Genomic DNA, 14,421 nt, shown 5'->3' with positions numbered 1-14,421 from the left:
CGTCCCCCACGAACTGAAGGATGCCAGAAGGTAACCGCCCTTTCGATCAGCGCGATCACCCCGTAGAACAGCGAGCCGGCGAGCGCGGCAACCGCGATCTCGGCCCAGACCATATCGACTTGAAGCCGTCCGATGGCCGCGGATATCCGGAACCCCATCCCCACGACAGGAGTGCCGAAAAACTCGGCGACGATGGCCCCGATGAGCGCCAGCGTCGAATTGATCTTTAACGCATTGAAGATGAAGGGCCATGCCATGGGCAAGCGCAATTTTGCGAGGGTCTGCCAATAGCTGGCCGCATAGGTTGCCATCAGGTCTTTTTCGATCGCCCCGGTGGCGTTCAGCCCCGCCACGGTGTTTACCAGCATGGGAAAGAACGTCATCACGACCACGACGGCGGCCTTGGATTGCCAGTCGAACCCGAACCACATCACCATGATCGGTGCGATACCGACCAGCGGCAGAGCGGAGACGAAATTGCCCACTGGCAACAACCCGCGCTTGAGAAAGGGCGAGCGGTCGATGGCGACGGCCACGATGAACGCCGACCCGCAGCCGATGGCATAGCCGATCAGCACCGATTTGAGGAATGTCTGCTGGAAATCGGGCCAGATCGGATTGGGGATCGAGGCCAAAAGCCGCTCCCAGATCACCGATGGCGGCGGCAGCAGCACGGCGGGAACGTTCAACCCCCGCACCAGCCCTTCCCAAACGACCAAAAGGACAACGCCGAAAATCACCGGCACGGCAATGTTGATGGCGCTCGCCGCAACGCGGTCGCGCGTTCCGATCCGCACCAGAAATTCGTTGATCCCCCACCCGGCCAGCCAGACCGCCAGCGCCGTTATGATCCAGCCATTCACGCGGGCGCTCCCATCATTTTCGAGGTGAGCGACTGGATGGCGCCAATCGCAAAGATCAGCGCTGCCGAAAGCGCCGCAGCCATCAAAAGCGCCGCCCAGATCTGCGTCGTCTGCCCGTAATACGACCCGGCCAGCAGTCGCGAACCGAGCCCGCCCGCAGCCCCCGTCGGCAATTCGCCAACGATGGCGCCAACCAGCGAGGCGGCAACGCCCACCTTCATCGAGGTGAAAAGATAGGGGATGGCCGCCGGCCAGCGCAGCTTCCAGAACACCTGATTGCCCGAGGCGTTATAGGTGCGCATCAGATCGAGATGGATCGCTTCGGGGCTGCGAAAGCCTTTGACCATGCCCACGACGACGGGGAAGAACGAAAGATAGGTCGAAATCAGCGCCTTGGGGATCAGCCCGGTCAGCCCCACCGAATTGAGCACCACCACCACCATTGGCGCAATGGCAAGAATGGGGATGGTCTGGCTGGCGATGATCCAGGGCATCAGCGAGCGGTCCATCGCCCGGTTGTGAACGATCAGCACTGCCAGCCCGATCCCCAGCAGCGTGCCGAAGATGAACCCCAGCCCGGTCGCCGAAAGGGTGATCCAGGCGTGAAAGATCAGGCTGCGCGGGGTGGAAGGGTTGGCATTGAACACCGAGTTGTAAAATTCGACGGCCACCTGATGGGGCGCCGGCAGCACAGGGCGCTGCTGGGAGTAGATATCGCTCAGAAACTGTAGCGGCCCGACCGCAACGCCGTCGCCCCGCGCATAAACGCCCTGTTGCCAGGGCAGGTTGAGCATGATGGCCGCGACATACCAGATGGCGATGATGGCGAGCACCACCGTCGCGACCGGCACGATGCTGTGGCGCGCACTACTCATCATAGGAGTGCCCAGCCCGCAGCCCTTCGCGGACCCGGGCGGCAATTTCGAGGAATTCCGGGGTCTCGCGGATGTCGAGCGGGCGCTCTTTGGGAAGGGTGCTTTCGATAATATCGGTCACCCGGCCCGGACGCGGGCTCATCACCACGATCTTGGTCGAGAGGTAAACCGCTTCGGGGATCGAGTGGGTGACAAAACAGATTGTCTTGTTGGTCTTGGCCCAAAGCTCGAGAAGCTGTTCGTTGAGATGATCGCGCACGATCTCGTCGAGCGCCCCGAACGGTTCGTCCATCAACAGCAGATCGGCATCGAAGGCCAGCGCGCGGGCTATCGAGGCCCGTTGCTGCATGCCGCCCGAAAGCTGCCAGGGAAATTTCTGCTCGAACCCTGAAAGATTGACCATCTCGAGCGTGCGCGCGATGCGCTTTTGCTGATCGGCCTTCGAATAGCCCATGATCTCAAGCGGCAGCCCCACATTGCGCTCGATGGTCCGCCACGGATAAAGCGCGGCGGCCTGAAAGACATAGCCGTACGACCGATCCTTGCGCGCCTGTTCGGGACTGTGGCCATTGACGGTGATCGTGCCCGCTGTCGGCTGTTCGAGATCGGCGATGACGCGAAGGAACGTCGTCTTGCCACACCCCGACGGCCCGATGAACGAAACGAATTCTCCCTTTGAAATGGACAGATTGACGTCCGAAAGCGCGTGTACCGGCCCATCGGCCGTTTCGAATGTCAGCCCGAGCGCCTCGGCCGATACAACGGAACTACTCATGAGGCAGTTGCTCCATGCCAGCCCGCACCGATGATGCCGTTATCCAAGAACCCGTACTGTTTCCTCGTTTGCCGATTATATACGCATCCGCAATAGCCGCAGATACTCAATCCTTCCGGTACACGGCGGACTTCTGGTGGAACTTCGGATTGCTCAGTAGGCTCAAACTCTATCTGTCTACCACGACCGCCTCGACAATCTCTGGTGGGGCACACATTTGGGCCTCCTGCTTGCATCTTTCCTAAACCCCGCTCGCTGGTATGCCACTCCGCTCCACCTTGCGCGGTGCGGTCAGTTCTTTCCACTGCGAAAGCGCCTTGTTCACAGCCTGGAACGGCTCGCGCGGCACGAACTGGCCGTGCCCTTCCTTGGGTTGAATCACCCCATCTTCCACGGCGACCCGGCCCCGCGTCAGCGTGTAGCGCGGCAGGCCCTTGACGTGTTTGCCCTCAAAGACGTTGTAGTCGATGGCCGATTGCTGGGATTTGGCCGAAATGGTCTTTTCCTTTTCGGGGTCCCACACAACGATATCGGCATCCGCACCGACAAGAATGGCGCCCTTTTTGGGATAGACGTTCAATATCTTGGCGATGTTGGTCGAGGTGACGGCGACGAATTCGTTCATGGTCAGCCGCCCTGTCGACACCCCATAGGTCCACAGCATCGGCATGCGATCTTCGAGCCCGCCCGTGCCGTTGGGGATCTTGGTAAAATCACCGACCCCGGTGCGCTTCTGCTCGGTGGTAAAGGCGCAATGATCGGTGGCGACGACCTGCAGCGAGCCCGACTGCAGCCCGGCCCACAGCGAATCCTGGTGGGTCTTGTTGCGGAATGGCGGGCTCATGACACGTCGGGCGGCGTGGTCCCAATCCTTGTCGAAATACTCGGAGTCATCGAGGGTCAGATGCTGGATCAGGGGTTCGCCATAGACCCGCTTGCCCTGCTGACGCGCCCTGCGGATCGCCTCGTGGCTTTCCTCGCAACTCGTGTGAACCACATAGAGCGGCACCCCGGCCATGTCGGCAATCATGATCGCCCGATTGGTGGCTTCGCCCTCGACCTGCGGCGGACGTGAATAGGCATGGCCCTCGGGCCCGTTATTGCCTTCGGCCAGCAGCCGGGCCGAGAGATCGGCGACCACATCGCCGTTTTCCGCATGCACCAGGGGCATGGCGCCAAGCTCGGCGCAACGCTGGAACGAGGCATACATCTCGTCATCCTGCACCATCAGCGCGCCCTTGTACGCCATGAAATGCTTGAAGGTGTTGATGCCCTTTTCCTTAACGACGGTTTCCATCTCATCAAACACCTGCTCGCTCCACCAGGTGATCGCCATGTGATAGGAATAATCGCAATGGGCGCGACCCGACTTGTTGTCCCAACGCTGCAGCGCTTCGAGCAGCGACTGGCCGGGGCTGGGCAGGCAGAAATCGACAACCATCGTGGTCCCGCCCGCCAGTGCGGCGCGCGTGCCGGACTCGAAATCGTCAGTTGAATAGGTGCCCATAAAGGGCATTTCCAAATGCACATGCGGATCGATACCGCCGGGCATCACATAGCACCCCGAGGCATCGAGCACGCTATCGCCGGAAAGGTCCGGCCCGATCTCGACGATGGTCTCGCCCTCGATTTTGATATCGGCCTTATAGGTCAGATCGGCGGTGACGATTGTGCCGTTCTTGATGACTGTGCTCATGATGTTTCCCCTTGTCTGATCGGCCTCGGGCGCGCATTTGCCGTGCGCACACCAGGGCTTTGTTCTGTCCGGCTAGGCGACGATCTCCGCCGTCTCGACCACCGCATGCATCAGCACGTCGGCGCCGGCGGTGGCCCATTCCTTTGAAATGTCCTCGGCCTCGTTGTGGCTCAGCCCGTCCACGCATGGACACATGACCATGGCGGTCGGATAGAGCTTGTTGATCCAGCACGCGTCGTGCCCGGCGCCCGAGACGATATCGCGGTGCGAATAGCCGAGCCGTTCGGCGGCGTTGCGGACGGCGGTGACGCAGCCCTCATCGAAAGTGACGGGATCGAAATGACCGGCCACCTCGATCTCCATACCCAAACCCAACTCTTCGGCGATCTTGGGCGCTTCGGCCTCGAACCGCGCCTTCATCGCGTCGAGCACCTCCTGATGCGGCGTGCGGAAATCGATAGTGAACACCACCTTGCCGGGAATGACGTTGCGCGAATTGGGATAGACATCGCAATGGCCGATGGCGCCCACCGCTTCGGGCTGATGGCTCATGGCGATCTGGTGAACCAGTTCGGTCATCCGGGCCATGCCCAGTCCGGCATTCTTGCGCATCGGCATGGGGGTCGATCCGGTATGGGCATCCTTGCCGGTCAGCGTCACCTGCAACCACCAGAGCCCCTGCCCGTGGGTGACGACACCGATATCCTTGCCTTCGGCTTCAAGGATCGGGCCCTGCTCGATATGAAGCTCGAAAAACGCCTTCATCTTGCGCGTGCCGACCTCTTCGTCGCCGACCCAGCCGATGCGCTTGAGTTCATCGCCGAATTTGAGCCCCTTGGCATCGACCCGGTCATAGGCCCAATCGAGCTCATGCACGCCCGCAAACACGCCTGAAGCCAGCATGGCGGGAGCAAAGCGGGTGCCCTCTTCATTGGTCCAATTGGTGACGACGATGGGATGTTTCGTCTTGATATCGAGATCGTTGAGCGTGCGGATCAATTCCAGCCCGCCCAAAACACCAAGGACGCCATCATATTTCCCGCCCGTCGGCTGGGTATCGAGGTGGCTGCCGACATAGACCGGCAGCGCGTCAGGGTCGGTGCCCTCGCGGCGCGCAAACATGGTGCCCATCTTGTCGACGCCCATTTCGAGCCCCGCCTCGTCGCACCAGCGCTGAAACAGCTCGCGCCCAACCTTATCGGCATCGGTCAGCGTCTGACGATTGTTGCCGCCAGCCACGCCCGGGCCGATCCTGGCCATTTCCATTATGGAGTCCCAGAGCCTGTCGCCGTTGACTTTTAGATTGTCTCCGAGTGTCGCCATGCTCTTTGCTCCCGTCTTTGAAATATCAGAGGGTTGGAAATGTAAATTGCGCGCCTGACTTGATGCCGGCCGGCCAGCGCGTCGTGACCGTTTTCAGCCGCGTATAGAAGTGCACGCCTTCCGGCCCGTAGATCGAGTGATCCCCGAACAGGGACCGCTTCCAGCCCCCGAACGAATGATAGGCCACCGGCACGGGGATGGGGACGTTGACGCCAACCATGCCGACCTCGATGCAGTCGGCAAAATCGCGCGCCGCGTCGCCGTCGCGGGTGAAGATCGCAACGCCGTTTCCGTATTCGTGTTCGTTGATCATCCTGACCGCATCGCCATAATCGGGCGCGCGGACGACGGAGAGGACGGGGCCGAAAATCTCCTCTTTGTAGATGGTCATTTCCGGCGTCACGCGATCGAACAGCGTACCACCGACATAATATCCGTCTTCATAGCCCTGCAGCTTGAATCCGCGTCCATCGACCACAAGCTCGGCGCCTTCGGCGACCCCCGTGTCGATATAGCCCACCACCTTGTCGCGATGCATCGCGGTCACCAGCGGGCCCATCTCGGCGTCCTTGTCAATCGCCGGGCCGATCTTGAGGCTTTCCACGCGTGGTTTCAGCTTTTCGATCAGCGCGTCTGCTGTCTTTTCGCCCACAGGAACGGCGACCGAAATCGCCATGCAGCGCTCCCCAGCGGATCCGTACCCGGCACCCATCAAAGCATCGGCTGCCTGGTCCAGATCCGCGTCGGGGAGGATCACCATGTGGTTTTTCGCGCCGCCCAGCGCCTGAACGCGCTTTCCGGCTTTCGTGCCACGCTGATAGACATATTCGGCGATCGGGGTGGAGCCGACAAAGCTCACCGCCTTGATATCGGGATGATCGAGAATGTGATCGACGGCTTCCTTGTCGCCATGGACGATATTGAGCACGCCTTCGGGAAGCCCAGCTTCCATGAACAAATCCCAGGCCAGCATCGGCGCCGACGGATCGCGCTCGGAGGGTTTCAATATGAAAGCGTTGCCGCAGGCGATGGCCGAAGGATACATCCACATCGGCACCATGGCCGGAAAGTTGAATGGGGTGATTCCCGCAACAACGCCCAGCGGCTGGCGGTCGGCATAGGCATCGATGGCCGGGCCGACATTGCGGGTGAACGTGCCTTTCAAGAGCTCGGGGATGCCGCAGGCATATTCGACACACTCGATGCCACGCTGCACTTCGCCAAGCGCATCGTCATGGGTCTTGCCATGCTCACGCGAGATTTCCCGCGCCAGATCGGCGGCGTGTTTGTCGAGCAGCTCCTTGAACTTGAACATCACCCGTGCCCGCTTGAGCGGCGGCGTGGCGCCCCAGGCCGGTTGCGCTGCTTTTGCCGATGCCACGGCCTGATCGATCTCGGCATTTGTCGACAGCGGCAGTTCTGCAATCTGCTCGCCGGTGGCCGGATTATAGACAGCCGACTTGCGCGTCGAGGACGACGCGACACGTTTGCCGCCTATGGCGTTTTCAATGGTCTGCATAGCTCAATCCACCTCCCCGAGGACCGTGCGAATGGTATCGACGATTTGGTCGATGTGTTGCTTTTCCACGATCAGCGGCGGCGAAAGCGCGATGATATCGCCCGTCGTGCGGATCAGAACGCCTTTTTCGAAGGCCTTCACGAAAGCTGAAAACGCGCGTTTTGTCGGCTCGCCGGCAATCGGTTCGAGTTCGATCGCCCCGACCAGCCCGATATTGCGCACGTCGATCACATGCGGGGCACCCTTAAGCGAATGCAGCGCATCCTCGAAATAGGGTCCAAGCTCAGTGCCCCGGGTCAGCAAGCCTTCCTGCTTGTAGGTCTCCAGCGTCGCCAGCCCCGCCGCCGAGGCGATCGGATTGCCCGAATAGGTATAGCCGTGGAAAAATTCGATCAGGTGCTCGGGCCCGGTCATGAATGCGTCGTGGATTTTCGACGACGTGAACACCGCGCCCATGGGAATGACGCCATTGGTCAGCCCCTTGGCGGTGACCATGATATCGGGAGTTACACCGAAATAATCGGCACCGAACGGCGTGCCCAGCCGTCCGTATCCGGTGATGACCTCATCAAAGATCAGCAATATGCCGTGCTTGTCGCAGATTTCGCGCAGGCGCTTGAGATACCCCGGTGGCGGGATCAGAACCCCCGTAGACCCCGCCACCGGCTCGACGATCACTGCAGCGATCGTCGAAGCGTCATGGAGCGTAACGATGCGCTCCAGTTCCTCGGCCAGTTCCACCCCGTGCTGGGGCTCACCGCGCGAAAAGGCGTTCTTTGCCGGCAAATGTGTATGAGGCAGATGATCGACGCCGGTCAGAAGCGTGCCGAACATCTTGCGGTTGGCAACGATCCCGCCCACCGAAATGCCGCCGAAATTGACCCCGTGATAGCCGCGTTCCCGCCCGATCAGCCGTGTGCGCGAGCCCTGCCCGATAGACTTCTGATAGGCCAGCGCGACCTTGAGCGCCGTTTCAACCGATTCGGACCCCGAATTGGTGAACAGCACATGGTCGAGCCCGTCGGGCGCCAGATCGACCAGCCTGTTGGCAAGCTCGAACGCCTTGGGATGGCCCATCTGGAAGGCCGGAGCGTAATCGAGTTCGGCCGCCTGGTTGGCGATGGCCTCGGTGATCAGCGGCCGGCAGTGACCGGCGTTGACGCACCAAAGGCCAGCGGTGCCGTCGAGCACGTCCCGCCCATCGGCGGTTCTATAGTGCATGTCCCTGGCGCCCACGAACATGCGCGGGCTTTTCTTGAACTGCCGGTTGGCCGTGAACGGCATCCAGAAGGCATTGAGATCATTGGGGATGGACGGAGCGCCCTGCGACATGAATGTTCCCTCTCCGACGCTTCCGGGATATTTCCGGCGGCCGGCTGTTGATTTCGGTCAGAATTTTTTTGACCGATTGGAAAAATTCTAGCACTCTCAATGCAAGGTTCAAGGGGTATAATTTCCAGACCCGCTTGGGTTATGGAAATGGCCCCGGACCGGTTCGGGATTCCGGCTCCGGGATTCTTTATGGGAGGCAGCAGCCGAAAATGACCACCGATGCAGAGACGCCGCGGCCCATAACCCGGATCCAGCGCGAAAAGCAGGAAGTCATCCTCGAGGCCGCGCTCGACGTCTTTTCCCAGTTCGGTTTCCGCGGCTCGACCATCGACCAGATTGCCGAGGCGGCGGGCATGAGCAAGCCCAATCTGCTCTATTATTTCAAATCCAAGGAAGACATCCACGCCCCGCTGCTGGCGCGCATCCTCGACACCTGGCTCGAACCGTTGCGGGAAATGGACCCCAAGGGCGACCCCCTGCCCGAGATCCAGTCCTATATTCGCCGCAAGCTGGAGATGAGCCGCGATTTTCCCCGCGAGAGCCGCCTGTTCGCCAATGAAATGCTGCGCGGCGCGCCGGGATTTTACGACATCCTGCACACCGACCTCAAAGACCTCGTCGATGAGAAGGTCAAGATCATCAAAGGCTGGATGGCCGAAGGCAAGATCGCCAAGGCCGACCCCTATCACCTGATCTTTTCCATCTGGGCCACCACCCAGCACTACGCCGATTTCGATATCCAGGTGAAAGCCGTCCTCGGCCGCGAACGCGGCGGCGAGGGACGATTCGAGGATGCCGCGCGCTTTCTCGACCAGTTGTTCCTGCACGGGCTGACACCGCACAACAAACGCTGAGCTGGTCTCCGGCAACCACACTCCGAGATGACATGAAAAAGACCCTGTATGCGGCTTTGGCGCTCCGCATACAGGGTCAAGGGGCAGGCCTCACTCCTGCAGGACCGTATCTAGCGCATCAAAACATGACTGTAAAGATCATATTTTTACAGCTTGGAAATTTTCTGCCTGCAAAGGCGGCCTGCGAGAAAAATGGTTAATTCAGTTCCAGGCCCAACATCTCGATGCCCAGACGCGAGCGCATGGCGCGGCGCTTGTCGGTGAGATCGGCGATCGTGTAGGAGCGCAGAACGGCAAAGAACGCTTCGAGCGCCTCGTGCAGGGCGCCATTGAGTTCGCATCCACCGACCAGCGGACAACTGGTTTCCCCACCTTCGAAACATTCAGCCAGGGCAAAATTTTCTTCGGTCAGGGAAATGACGTCAAGCAACGTGATGTCGGCAGCAGGACGCGCAAGGCGTACACCACCATGCCGGCCCCGCACGGTCTCGAGGATGTCGTTTTCGACAAGGGGCTTGATGAGCTTGAACAGAAACAATTCCGAAATCCCGTAGGCCTTGGCGATATCGGCCACGCGCGAAAGATCGGGCGCGTTGATGGCGCAATACATCAGCGTCCGAACGGCATAGCTTGTCTGTCGGGTCAGTCTCATCGGTCATGCCCTGTCATTGAAGCGCCAAAGCGCCGGGGAATCTTGAACACAACGCACATTATCGCTTCGTGCGTCGAGGTCAAAGATTATAACAATTCTAAACTATGTCAAGAAAAGCTGACTGCGCATTTCATGTTTAAGGGCCACATGGTCCCCCTTCCCTTTTCCCACACCATCACTAGGATCGCGCCGCAAACGATACGGAGGCCTTCCATTGGCACGCAAGATCATCATCGATACCGACCCCGGCCAGGACGACGCCGTCGCAATCCTTCTGGCGCTTGCCAGTCCTGAGGAGATCGAAACGCTCGGAATCGTGGCCGTGGCGGGCAATGTGGGCCTCGCCCAGAATGCCAAGAACGCCCTCAAGGTGGTCGAACTCTCCGGGCGGCGTGACGTTCCCGTTTATGCCGGCTGCGCACGCCCCTTCATGCGCGAGTTGATCACGGCCGAACATGTCCACGGCCAGACCGGTCTCGATGGCCCCGACCTGCCCGAACCCAAGCTTCGGCTCGAAACCAAGCACGGGGTCGATTTCATCATCGATACGATCCGCCGCGAGCCGGAAAAAACCATCACCCTGTGCGCGCTCGGCCCGCTGACCAATATTGCAATGGCGCTGGTCAAGGCCCCCGATATCGCAGCCCGCATCGCGGAAATCGTTTTGATGGGCGGCGCCTATTTCGAGGTCGGCAACATAACCCCGGCCGCCGAATTCAATATCTATGTCGATCCCGAAGCTGCCCAGACAGTGCTCAAATGCGGCGCCCCGATCACCATGATACCGCTCGATGTCACCCACCAGATGATCGGCACCCCCGAACGGATCGAAGCCTTCAGGGCCATCGGCAACCGGTCCGGCGACGCGGTGGCCGCAATGCTTGGTTTTTCCGAGCGCTTCGATCTGGAGAAATACGGCTGGCCCGGCGCGCCGCTCCACGACCCCTGCGTCACGGCCTATATGATTGCCCCGGACATGTTTTCGGGCCGGCTGTGCAACGTCGAGATCGAATGCGGCAGTCCCTTGACGCGCGGCATGACCGTCGCCGACTACTGGCACGTCACCGATCGCCCACGCAACGCCACCTTCATCCGATCCGGCGATTCCGACGCGTTCTATACGCTTCTGACCGACCGCATTGCGCGCCTGCCCTAAGGAGAAATTGATGTCCCGTTTCGTCACGACCCAATGGCTCGCAGATCACCTCGACGACCCCGATATTCAGGTGATCGATGCGTCCTGGCACATGCCCAATTCCGGGCGCAACGCCCATGCGGAATATGTGGCCGGACATGTCCCCGGCGCGATCTTTTTCGATCTCGACAAGAACGCCGACATCGCCTCGGGCCTGCCCCACATGCTGCCGGACGCGGAAACGTTCTCCGCGATGGCCGGTGCGCTGGGTATCGCCTCGGATAAAACCCTTGTCGTTTATGACGAGGCGGGCCTGTTTTCAGCCCCACGCGCCTGGTGGACCTTCACGGTCATGGGTGCCCGGGATGTCAAAATTCTCGAGGGCGGCGGGCCGAGATGGCGAGCCGAAAATCGTCCGCTCGACACCGGCGATTCGGTCGCCCCACCGGCAACATTTGACGCAAAACGCGATGACGACGCCGTCGCGAGCTTCCAAGAGGTTCTCGCCGCCAGCCAATCGGGCCAGCAGATACTCGACGCCCGTGGCGCTGCCCGCTTTGCCGGCGACACGCCCGAGCCGCGTGCCGGGCTCAAATCGGGCCATATCCCACACAGCCGCAACCTCCCCTTCGATACCCTCATTGCCGATGGCACCCTCAAGCCCCGCGACGAACTGGAAGCGGCCATTCGGGCTGCCGGTATCGATCCGCAAAAGCCGGTCATCACCTCGTGCGGATCGGGTGTCACCGCGGCTGTCTTGGCGCTGGCGCTCGACACCATCGGCGCCGAAAAAGTGGCGCTCTATGACGGGTCCTGGACCGAATGGGGTGGACGCGACGACGCGCCGGTGCAAACCGGCCCGGCGCAATGAGGTCTTCAGGCCGCTGACGAGGTGGTCTGGGATACCCGATTGCGTCCCGACCGCTTGGAGAGATAGAGCGCATTGTCCGCCTTGCGGATCAACGTATCCAGACTCAGCCCCGGCTTTTCGGCGACGGCAACGCCGGCACTGACCGTACAGATCACAGGCTCACCGTCGATGGCGTGGGTCGACCGTCCCATTGCGCTGCGGATGCGCTCGGCCAGGGCGAGCGCGTGGCTGGCCGAACTCTCGGGCAGCACCAGAACGAATTCCTCTCCGCCCAGTCGCACGGCCATGTCCTCGCCGCGGCAATTGTCCTCGAGAATGCGGGCAAAGCCGCGCAACACCATATCGCCGAACCCATGCCCGTGGCGGTCGTTGAGCCCCTTGAAATCATCGAGGTCGAAAACGATCAATCCGGCGCCCTGCGGTACCTGCCCTTCGGGAAATCTTTCAAAGAGTGCGCGCCGATTGCTCAACCCCGTCAGCGGATCGATCAGCGAGGCGTGCCGGTGCCTGCGGCTGATCCGTTCCTGATGCACGGTTACGAAAAGCCCGCCGATCCCGGTCAGAGCGATAACCGAAACCATCAGATTGAGCGCTTCGGCCCAATTGTCGGGCACCTGCCCATGCAGGTAGAGCGGCGTTTCGACCGCAATTGCGAAGACGCAGAACACATAGGATACGGCCAGCATCGCGTGCAGTGCGGCAATGGCGGTGATCGGCCCAGGCGATTCGGCCCGCGCCGTCCAATACTGATGGCCGCAAAAACCCAAAAGCAACGCGCTCATCAGGTTGATGAAAAGAAAGCTCAATCCGTCAAGGCCAAGGGCGGCGCTTACAGCGATCGGTGCCGCACTGATGAGCGCAAGAACCACCACCCTTCCCGTTTCAAACCGGCCGGTGCTGAATTGAGTGAACCCGCCATAACTGATCGCGAAGGCCGAGGTCAGAAGCACCCCGGCAAGCATCGAATGCCACACGTTTACCGTGCTGTGGAAAACAGAGAAGACGACGATCGCCGCAATGATGATGGCAATGCACGCCGCCCAGGTGAGGAGAAATGTCGATCCCCGTTCACGCAGCCACGAACTCATCAGCGTGAAACAGAGCGCAACCCCCGCTGCACCCGATGCCATCAGAAGCGAATTGTAATCGAAACCCATGTGCCAGCGAATCTGGTTTGCGTCGAACCGAACCCTATCACCGGCCATGTTGAGGGCCGAAGTCAACTTGGCGGACTGGTATCCAAACGGTTATCATGGCGCGCCCGTTTTTTACCGTTTGGTAGAAAAAGCTACACGAAACTGTCGTTTTCGCTTTTGAATCGTAGCGCTTTCTGTTTTCCTGTCGCCGTGAACGCTTTCTTTTGGGCAAAGGGCGTCTGCACAGACTCGGCAAAACCAACAGGGGCAAACCCGTACCGAATGGCGCAAATTCTGGAGATCACGGACCTCCACAAGTCCTTTGGCAGTCTCGAAGTCCTCAAGGGCGTTTCACTCGATGCCAGGGCCGGGGATGTCGTCTCGCTGATCGGGTCGTCGGGATCGGGCAAATCAACCCTCTTGCGCTGTATCAACATGCTCGAAATCCCCAATCAGGGCGACGTCACAATCGACGGCGAGCATGTTTCGCTTTCGGCCGAAGGGCCCGACCGTCACCCTACCGATCCCCTGCAGCTGCGCCGTATCCGCTCCAAGCTGGGCATGGTCTTCCAGTCCTTCAATCTGTGGTCGCACATGACGATCCTGGAAAACGTCATGGAAGCACCGCTCCTTGTGCAAAGACGCGACAAGGCCGAAGTGCGCGAACAGGCGCTCGCCCTGCTCGAAAAGGTTGGGATTTCGGCCAAGGTCGATGCCTTTCCAGCCCAGCTTTCCGGCGGCCAGCAGCAGCGCGCGGCCATTGCACGCGCCCTCTGCATCAATCCCCGGATCATGCTTTTCGACGAGCCCACATCGGCGCTCGATCCCGAGCTCGAGGTCGAGGTGCTGGGCGTCATCAAGATGCTGGCCGACGAGGGTCGCACCATGATCCTTGTCACCCATGACATGAAATTTGCGCGCGAAGTCTCCGACAGGGTCGTCTTTCTCCATCTGGGCAAGATCGAGGAACAGGGCACTGTCGATGAAGTCTTCGGCGCCACCAAATCCGACAGGCTGCGCCAGTTCTTAGGCGCCGCCGGTCACGCCTGACCGGGGCGGCAACCATCATGCAACAAGGGACCCGGTCGCTTCACCAACCAACAAAGGGAACTTCAGCAATGAAAAAGGTGATACTCGCCACGCTCGCTCTGGCAGCACTTTCGACAGCGGCCAATGCCCAGGAAACCCTGCGCATCGGCACCGAAGGCGCCTATGCGCCGTGGAACTTCGTCAACGACGCGGGCGACCTGGACGGATTTGAAATCGATCTGGGCAACGCCATCTGCGAACAGACTGGCATGACCTGCGAATTCGTGCAGAGCGAATGGGACCCCATCATCCCCAACCTGGTCGCGGGCAACTATGATGTCATCATGGCCGGCATGTCGAT

The 14,421-nt window shown here is 60.5% G+C and carries 14 protein-coding genes; 5 read left to right on the top strand and 9 right to left on the bottom strand.

Going from position 1 to position 14,421, the window contains the following annotated elements; translation table 11 throughout:
- The 7 genes from AACZ55_RS11530 to AACZ55_RS11500 all read right to left on the bottom strand — a co-directional run.
- On the bottom strand, window positions 1–812 hold an 812-nt coding region (locus AACZ55_RS11530; protein WP_339646221.1), incomplete at its 3' end, for an ABC transporter permease.
- 47 nt (window positions 813–859) lie between these two features.
- On the bottom strand, window positions 860–1,738 hold the full coding sequence (locus AACZ55_RS11525; protein WP_339646219.1) for an ABC transporter permease: 879 nt from the start codon (window positions 1,736–1,738) through the stop codon (window positions 860–862).
- Window positions 1,731–2,513, bottom strand: coding sequence for an ABC transporter ATP-binding protein (locus AACZ55_RS11520; RefSeq protein WP_339646217.1), 783 nt, complete (start codon window positions 2,511–2,513; stop codon window positions 1,731–1,733). Before AACZ55_RS11520 ends, AACZ55_RS11525 begins: the two co-directional genes overlap by 8 nt.
- A gap of 241 nt (window positions 2,514–2,754) precedes the next feature.
- Complete coding sequence (gene hydA / locus AACZ55_RS11515; protein ID WP_339646215.1) at window positions 2,755–4,209, bottom strand: dihydropyrimidinase; 1,455 nt, start codon at window positions 4,207–4,209, stop codon at window positions 2,755–2,757.
- 72 nt (window positions 4,210–4,281) lie between these two features.
- On the bottom strand, window positions 4,282–5,532 hold the full coding sequence (locus AACZ55_RS11510; protein WP_339646213.1) for a Zn-dependent hydrolase: 1,251 nt from the start codon (window positions 5,530–5,532) through the stop codon (window positions 4,282–4,284).
- Window positions 5,533–5,557: 25 nt separating this feature from the next.
- On the bottom strand, window positions 5,558–7,051 hold the full coding sequence (locus AACZ55_RS11505; protein ID WP_339646211.1) for a CoA-acylating methylmalonate-semialdehyde dehydrogenase: 1,494 nt from the start codon (window positions 7,049–7,051) through the stop codon (window positions 5,558–5,560).
- A 3-nt stretch (window positions 7,052–7,054) separates the two neighbouring features.
- A complete protein-coding gene (locus tag AACZ55_RS11500; RefSeq protein WP_339646209.1) occupies window positions 7,055–8,383 on the bottom strand; it encodes an aspartate aminotransferase family protein in 1,329 nt (442 codons plus the stop codon).
- Between the two features lie 209 nt (window positions 8,384–8,592).
- Between AACZ55_RS11500 and AACZ55_RS11495 the strand changes: the two genes are divergently transcribed.
- Window positions 8,593–9,237, top strand: coding sequence for a TetR family transcriptional regulator C-terminal domain-containing protein (locus AACZ55_RS11495; protein ID WP_339646207.1), 645 nt, complete (start codon window positions 8,593–8,595; stop codon window positions 9,235–9,237).
- A 196-nt stretch (window positions 9,238–9,433) separates the two neighbouring features.
- Here AACZ55_RS11495 and rirA read toward each other — a convergent pair whose 3' ends face one another.
- Window positions 9,434–9,889 carry an iron-responsive transcriptional regulator RirA gene (gene rirA, locus AACZ55_RS11490; RefSeq protein WP_338609643.1) on the bottom strand — a complete coding sequence of 152 codons (456 nt, stop codon included), beginning with the start codon at window positions 9,887–9,889 and terminating at the stop codon, window positions 9,434–9,436.
- A gap of 214 nt (window positions 9,890–10,103) precedes the next feature.
- Here rirA and AACZ55_RS11485 point away from each other — a divergent pair, with 214 nt between their 5' ends.
- Complete coding sequence (locus tag AACZ55_RS11485) at window positions 10,104–11,045, top strand: nucleoside hydrolase (RefSeq protein ID WP_339646205.1); 942 nt, start codon at window positions 10,104–10,106, stop codon at window positions 11,043–11,045.
- 10 nt (window positions 11,046–11,055) lie between these two features.
- Window positions 11,056–11,895, top strand: a complete 840-nt coding sequence (sseA, locus tag AACZ55_RS11480) for a 3-mercaptopyruvate sulfurtransferase (protein WP_339646203.1) — start codon at window positions 11,056–11,058, stop codon at window positions 11,893–11,895.
- A gap of 5 nt (window positions 11,896–11,900) precedes the next feature.
- Here sseA and AACZ55_RS11475 read toward each other — a convergent pair whose 3' ends face one another.
- Window positions 11,901–13,100: a GGDEF domain-containing protein gene (locus tag AACZ55_RS11475; RefSeq protein ID WP_339646202.1), complete on the bottom strand. Its 1,200-nt coding sequence runs from the start codon at window positions 13,098–13,100 to the stop codon at window positions 11,901–11,903.
- 213 nt (window positions 13,101–13,313) lie between these two features.
- Here AACZ55_RS11475 and AACZ55_RS11470 point away from each other — a divergent pair, with 213 nt between their 5' ends.
- Together AACZ55_RS11470 and AACZ55_RS11465 are read left to right on the top strand one after the other, a co-directional pair.
- Window positions 13,314–14,081, top strand: a complete 768-nt coding sequence (locus tag AACZ55_RS11470) for an amino acid ABC transporter ATP-binding protein (protein WP_338609639.1) — start codon at window positions 13,314–13,316, stop codon at window positions 14,079–14,081.
- A 68-nt stretch (window positions 14,082–14,149) separates the two neighbouring features.
- Window positions 14,150–14,421 (top strand): transporter substrate-binding domain-containing protein (locus AACZ55_RS11465; protein WP_339646200.1); only part of this gene is annotated, 272 nt, incomplete at its 3' end.

This window comes from uncultured Pelagibacterium sp. (assembly GCF_963972885.1).
Taxonomy (GTDB): Bacteria; Pseudomonadota; Alphaproteobacteria; order Rhizobiales; family Devosiaceae; genus Pelagibacterium; species Pelagibacterium nitratireducens.
This window is presented reverse-complemented; position numbering and strand designations above follow the sequence as displayed.

What these genes read in the sequence shown, in the direction of transcription:
- AACZ55_RS11525 (WP_339646219.1), bottom strand. Translation starts at nt 1,738, where the DNA reads ATGAGTAGTGCGCGCCACAGCATCGTGCCGGTCGCGACGGTGGTGCTC.
- AACZ55_RS11520 (WP_339646217.1), bottom strand. Translation starts at nt 2,513, where the DNA reads ATGAGTAGTTCCGTTGTATCGGCCGAGGCGCTCGGGCTGACATTCGAA.
- hydA (WP_339646215.1), bottom strand. Translation starts at nt 4,209, where the DNA reads ATGAGCACAGTCATCAAGAACGGCACAATCGTCACCGCCGATCTGACC.
- AACZ55_RS11510 (WP_339646213.1), bottom strand. Translation starts at nt 5,532, where the DNA reads ATGGCGACACTCGGAGACAATCTAAAAGTCAACGGCGACAGGCTCTGG.
- AACZ55_RS11505 (WP_339646211.1), bottom strand. Translation starts at nt 7,051, where the DNA reads ATGCAGACCATTGAAAACGCCATAGGCGGCAAACGTGTCGCGTCGTCC.
- AACZ55_RS11500 (WP_339646209.1), bottom strand. Translation starts at nt 8,383, where the DNA reads ATGTCGCAGGGCGCTCCGTCCATCCCCAATGATCTCAATGCCTTCTGG.
- AACZ55_RS11495 (WP_339646207.1), top strand. Translation starts at nt 8,593, where the DNA reads ATGACCACCGATGCAGAGACGCCGCGGCCCATAACCCGGATCCAGCGC.
- rirA (WP_338609643.1), bottom strand. Translation starts at nt 9,889, where the DNA reads ATGAGACTGACCCGACAGACAAGCTATGCCGTTCGGACGCTGATGTAT.
- sseA (WP_339646203.1), top strand. Translation starts at nt 11,056, where the DNA reads ATGTCCCGTTTCGTCACGACCCAATGGCTCGCAGATCACCTCGACGAC.
- AACZ55_RS11475 (WP_339646202.1), bottom strand. Translation starts at nt 13,100, where the DNA reads ATGGCCGGTGATAGGGTTCGGTTCGACGCAAACCAGATTCGCTGGCAC.
- AACZ55_RS11470 (WP_338609639.1), top strand. Translation starts at nt 13,314, where the DNA reads ATGGCGCAAATTCTGGAGATCACGGACCTCCACAAGTCCTTTGGCAGT.